A 4090-nucleotide genomic window follows, 5' to 3' on the forward strand; every position below is an offset into this window, starting at 1 on the left:
GATTCGAAAGTTTTCGGCCAACCTGAAGCGGCATCGAGCCCGCCCCGCCCGAAGTCGAAGCCCGGCTGCTGTGTGCAGCTCGTTTCCGGCTCAATTGCTCCAGCAGCTTGGACCCACTTTGGGCCGGAAGCCGGAGTCATGAGCGTGGACGATGCGATCAGCAAAGTGCTGTCGGCATCGTCCGATGCAGAGATTGATGTTGTGCTCGAGGTTGCTGCCCGTCTTCCTGACCAGCGTTTCCGACGGCGCTCGTCACTGCTTGCACAGCACATGCGGGCAGCCAAAGCAAGGCGCAGGCTGGAAAGACAAGGCAAGCTGGCGCCTCATGTCCAGGCGCGGGTGCAACTCCACAACGAAGACATGGCGAAGACGGCCAATGAGGTCATTGACCCCTACCAAAGGCAACTGGACAAGCAACATGGCAGAGGATGCTATAAGAAGTGGTTGCCATCAGCTCTGCAACGGGCTTGTTGGGGCTTGCGGCCACTGAAGAGCGGCAAAGGATGCAAGAAGAGACATCGTGCCGTTGCTGCAGTCGCTTCGACGAGGGGTACCGCTTGCATGACAAGATGCAGTCACAAACATGTCCAGGACGTACGGAATGCCGTCGCAGAGGCGTTCATGGCCTTTGAGCTGGAGGAGTTGCGGAAGCAACCGCGCGTCGCCGACCACTGCATTATGGAGCTGGCGTTGGACGAGACAGAGCTGACACTGCGCGTGGGGGGCCTGCGGTGCCAGACCGCGCACGTGCTGACCGTGCACGCGCGGCTACACTGGAGCCGGGCGGGCGCGAAAGAGCAGGCCAACATCGTGCTGCCTCCGGTTATGTTGGAAAGCACGCAGGCTGAATGCTTGCTTGCTGCCGTGGCCAAACGCCTGCCCCTGCCTTTGGCGGGATTCCGGGACATGTGCTGCCGGTTCATCCTCGTGGTGAACACGGACAGCGGGACTTCCGGCATCAAGCTTGCCAATCATCTGCAAACGCTGTTCCCGTGTATCTCTGCCCCTTGCCGCATGCACCAGGGATGCCTAACGATGCTGGCTATGTTCAACATTACGGGGTGCATGTCCGCGCTCTTCTGTGCGTCCTTGCTGCTCCGACGGCAGAGACTGCAGGCGACTCTGCGGAAGAAGCTGCGGGACCACGTGCGTGCGAAGCTGAAGATCACCTATGACCCGCCAAGCCCCGCAGACCAGGCCTACGTTGCCGCGTTGTTCGACTTGCTCCATCACTTGCTCACGTGGCGGCTGCAGAGCAAGGGGCCAGGTGACGCCACGGGCACTGCACGACTGGCTGCGTGGGGCCGGCTCCGAGACTTCTTCTCCGGCCCGTTTGACGGCGACCGCATCTATCATTACTGCCCATACGGGTGCCACGCGTCGAGGGAGCACGCGGCCGAATCCCTTGTGCAAGACTTGACGGCGTTGATGATTGACCACCCGCCGGTCGTCCCCAGCGCGAACAAGTGGTCGAAACTGCTCCCGCCGGTCCTGTGGTTCGGAGTGTTCACCGCCTGGAGCAGTCTCTTGCCAGCCCTGGTGCGTTGTCTGCAGGAACCGTATGGTCCGTATGGTGAAATGCCGGTCTTTGACGAAGATGCGCTGCTCGGGCTTGACACGCGAAAGGCCTGGGAACATCAGGAGACCGTACGAATGAAAAGACGCAGAACTTCCTGACGGCCCCCTCAACGCCGGACAAACTCATGGCAATGTGCATAACACTCCGCCCCGTCGGTGTGCTGATGAACCAGCTGTTCAAGGTATCCAGGCGTTTCGACCCAGCCACCAGTGGCATTCTCACCTTCATCGACCCGGCCACAAACCCGATTCCGCCCATTCTGGGCCGCTACTGCGCGGCTCTCCAAGACATGGGCCATGCTCATTGGATCCCTCTGCTCCGCAGGCGTGCGTGGAACGAGGCGCTCTGCGTGGTGGCCGCCACACTGACTTGGTCTGAGTGTGGCCAGCTGGTTGGTCGGTTCCTGAAGCCGTTGGATCGTTGGCCTTGGCGACTGGGCCTGCTGGCAAGTACGGGAGTTTCGCACGACCGCAAGGTGCAGATTGCGGGGCAACTTGTTGCTGCTTGCGAGCACTGCGACGCCTTTACCCAAGACTACCGGCAACGAGCTCCAACGGTCGAGGCCATTCTATCACCACCGAACTTGCAGTTCACCCAGGAGCTCTTCGCAAGGATACCGGCATCGAATATCGCGTGCGAGGCTAGCTTCGCAGGCATGAATACGCGAGGCTCCGCTACGCATGGCAATGCGCCTTGCCTGACCTCGGTTGCAGCGAGCCATGTGCTGACGAGTGCGAAGACCAATCTGGACCTGTTCATGGAGCAGCAGCTGGCGAATGGGCCTGTTCTACAGGAGCCTCCCCGACAGTCCCGGAACCCATGGTGTAACTTCTTCAAGGAGAAGAAAGATGGCGCCGGGGGGCTTGATGCTGCAGCCATTGCTACGATGTGGAGACAGCTGCCAGCCGAAGAGAAGGCTCGCTACGAACGGCCAGGGCGACCTATTCCGCCTTGCCCTGAACCAGCCCCTCCTCGGCCAGTCTTGCCGTGGCCTTACACTGGTGACTCGGTGTTCCCAATCAGGGAAGACAGGCTGAGCACTGTCGTTGATCGCGTCAGAGAGCTTAGCAAGGCCTGGAGTGTTCGAATCGGCAACGCACCGGTTCAAGGAGGACCTGACTTGGATGTTCGGCCCCCCAGGCTATGCGAGGCAGCCTTTGGCAAGTGCCGTTGCGGCGACACATTGGATGCAGCAACGAAAGAAAAGCTGAATCACTTCAAGAAACGGTTCATGCGGTGGACCAGTATATCAAAGAGCAAACAAACCACCTACAATGCGGCCGCGGCGCCCTTGCCCTTGTTTTACATTGGAGCACCAGATGGTGGCGCGGCAGGTCCAGCTGAACCTGGCCGGCGTGGACTATTAGCGTTGCTGATCAACCCATGCCTTCAGAATATGATATACGCCTGTGAAGAAACTGGCACAGTTAGGCCTGGCAATGTGGTCCACATCAGGCCAAGTGTTGACAGCATGAAGGACAGCACGGAATTGGCGTGGATGTGGCTAGGCTTGGATAATGCTGTGGCGTACTCCATCTCGTACAAGCAGTCTGGCCTTGCAGACTTCCATGTGACTGGTGTTACCGAGATGCATCAGTTGGAGGTGGATCACGCAGAAGGCAGGCTGCAGGCGCGAAGGGCGGCTGCAGTGGCCAAGTTCATGCGCAGCCTAGACCAGTCTCCTGGGGGAGGGCCCAAGAGGCGGTGTGCAGGACGCCGTAGAGCCACCAAGAAGGCCAAGGTCGCGCAGCAGCCTGCAGAAAGCAGCACGGACGAGGATGGCAACATCAATGTTGTGGATGAGGACGATGCGCTTGCCGCCTTCGACCTTGACATAGTGAAGGAGGCTGTTGAGCACGATGAGGCCGAAGGCAATCCATCTGATCCTTCAGATGGTGAAGAAGAAGAAGAAGCCATCGAAGCGGCCAACGCCGGAGTGCCCGTGGCAGACCCCGGTGATGTTGCGGGCGAGGATCTTGAGCTGCCGATCGTCGATGCGCGCGGGTCGGTTCGAAACCCAGCCGATGAGAATGACATCTGGGGGCGCATCTCCATCGTGAAGGAGGGCACGACCCAAGAAGCTGTGTCATTGTACTGCCGGCGGCACGGCTGTGCCCTGATGAAAAGGTCTTCGATGGCACCACCGTTGCCCTGCATGTTGAGGTGGTTCGCATTAGGCCAAGACTTGCCAAAGACAAGAGCTGCGGCAGTACAGGCTCGCCACAAGCACATATTTCAAGAACTGTGCGCACTCTAGCCTTGCCGATGCGGCCCGCATCGCGCCCGCATCGCATGCTTTAGGAGGCTGCAAGAGGCCTCGCACGGCATCCGCATCGCACCCGCATCGCATGCTTTGGGAGGCTGCAAGAGGCCTCGCGTGGCATCACCCGCGTCTTGTACGGATTTGGAGGCTGCAAGAGGCCTCGCACGGCATCCGCATCACACCCGCTGCCGCATCTTGTACGGATTTGGAGGCTGCAAGAGGCCTCGCACGGCATCCGCATCACACCC

At 59.9% G+C, this 4090-nt stretch carries 2 protein-coding genes; both read left to right on the top strand.

The genetic code is table 11. From position 1 onward, the window contains the following. Positions 1-1677: hypothetical protein (locus ABWQ00_RS15620; RefSeq protein WP_353239578.1), on the top strand; the 1677-nt coding region annotated here is incomplete at its 5' end. 65 nt (positions 1678-1742) lie between these two features. After that, a complete protein-coding gene (locus ABWQ00_RS15625; protein WP_353239579.1) occupies positions 1743-3836 on the top strand; it encodes an HMG-box domain-containing protein in 2094 nt (697 codons plus the stop codon). The last annotated feature ends 254 nt before the right edge of the window (positions 3837-4090 follow it).

Origin of the sequence: Limnohabitans sp. (assembly GCF_040400975.1) — a bacterium.
Taxonomy (GTDB): domain Bacteria; phylum Pseudomonadota; class Gammaproteobacteria; order Burkholderiales; family Burkholderiaceae_C; genus Limnohabitans_A.

What these genes read in the sequence shown, in the direction of transcription:
- ABWQ00_RS15625 (WP_353239579.1), top strand. Translation starts at nt 1,743, where the DNA reads ATGAACCAGCTGTTCAAGGTATCCAGGCGTTTCGACCCAGCCACCAGT.